Annotated in this window: 1 pseudogene; it reads left to right on the top strand. The window is 57.8% G+C overall.

What is annotated here, in order from left to right:
• Nucleotides 1–34 precede the first annotated feature (34 nt).
• Nucleotides 35–1,392, top strand: a pseudogene (locus tag DVK06_RS16585) (transcriptional regulator); the annotation flags it as partial.

Here is a 1,392-nt window from a genome sequence, read left to right as displayed (position 1 = left end):
ACTTCGGACGGTAGGTGAGACTGAAAGCGGACACATGGCCTACAGCGCCCTACAATCGGCGTTCAGTCAGTACGATAGGACCACGGTCTCGCGGCGATTGAACGAGAAGCTAATCGAGTATGGTCTTTGTGAGAAGTACGGCGCTCGCGGAAACCTACGAATCGAGATTCTCGACAAAGGAGCGTTGTACCTCGAAGAATTAGCCAAAGAGAAAGAGCGACAAAAGGCCCTTCAGGACTACGTTACGAACACCCCAAAACCAAACCACAATACCCGTGTAATCACGGACCGCCCTCGGGGAGGGAGGGAGGACGACCACCGACCGACCGCCGAAGGTGAGGCGTCGACGACGCCGGACGGACGGGTTCGCTTACCTCGGTATCACGGTGTGGACTATCTTTCGTACGCAGAGACGGTCTCAGCGGCGAAGACACCGCCGAAGAAAGGCGTTAGTGTGACAAACTACCCTGTCGAACCCAAATCTGACCGGGGAGAAGCCGGGTGGGGCTACCTTGAGGACGAGAATACGCTCGTCGTCTCTGCAGAGTACGACTCTGCCATGTCTCATGTGGTGATGATTGCACGAGCGTTACTCGATCCTAAGACGTTCGACCAGGTCCTTACCGAGGACCGTCTCGCGGAACTTGATGGACTAATCGAAGATGGGACGTACGTTCGTGGGTCTCGAAACCTCGGGTGGTTGGCTGACTCTGTCGACTCGGCGGGTGAGTACGTCGACGTCCTCGAGGACGCGAGAGACGAGCTACTCGACATGACGCGGTCACTTGCACATGAGGACTACGAGTGTGAGACGTCCGAGTACCTGAGTCGAATCACGAAAACGGCGATGGGTCTCGCGGGAACCGCGTTTCACGTCCTCGATTTACTCGATATTGACGTCGTTTGGGAGGCTCGCTTACCCGACTACAACCGACACCCGGAGCGATACGGGGAGGACAATGCCGAGTTGTTAGCAACGACGCTTGCGAAGAACGCGCCGATTGCGGCGACGTACGGGAACCACGTAGTCCGGCGACTGTTGTTTGAAGACCGAGACGAGAAGCGACGTCAGTCGTTCGACCCTGTCGTCGACGCGAGCAATCCGTATGCGAACCTGATTGCGTCGATCTCGGTGGTTGGTGACTTCGGGAATCGGGCGGACCACGTCGCCGGCGTAATAGAAGACCGACTGTCGAACCCTGGGGAGATTCACGAGGACGCGCCGGAGATTGCGCTCAAAGTCCCTGTGGTCGTCGAGCATGGTCCGAGTACGGTTGCACGAGTAACACGGGCAATGTGTCGGGCGAAAGGTCTCGACGCGACGAGAGACGCGATACGGCTATTCTCTGGGTTTGCACGGACACCGTACGACGTAGCCCACGCAATCGGGCG

The organism is Halorubrum sp. Atlit-28R (assembly GCF_003665955.1).
GTDB classification, from domain to species: Archaea; Halobacteriota; Halobacteria; order Halobacteriales; family Haloferacaceae; genus Halorubrum; species Halorubrum tropicale.
This window is presented reverse-complemented; position numbering and strand designations above follow the sequence as displayed.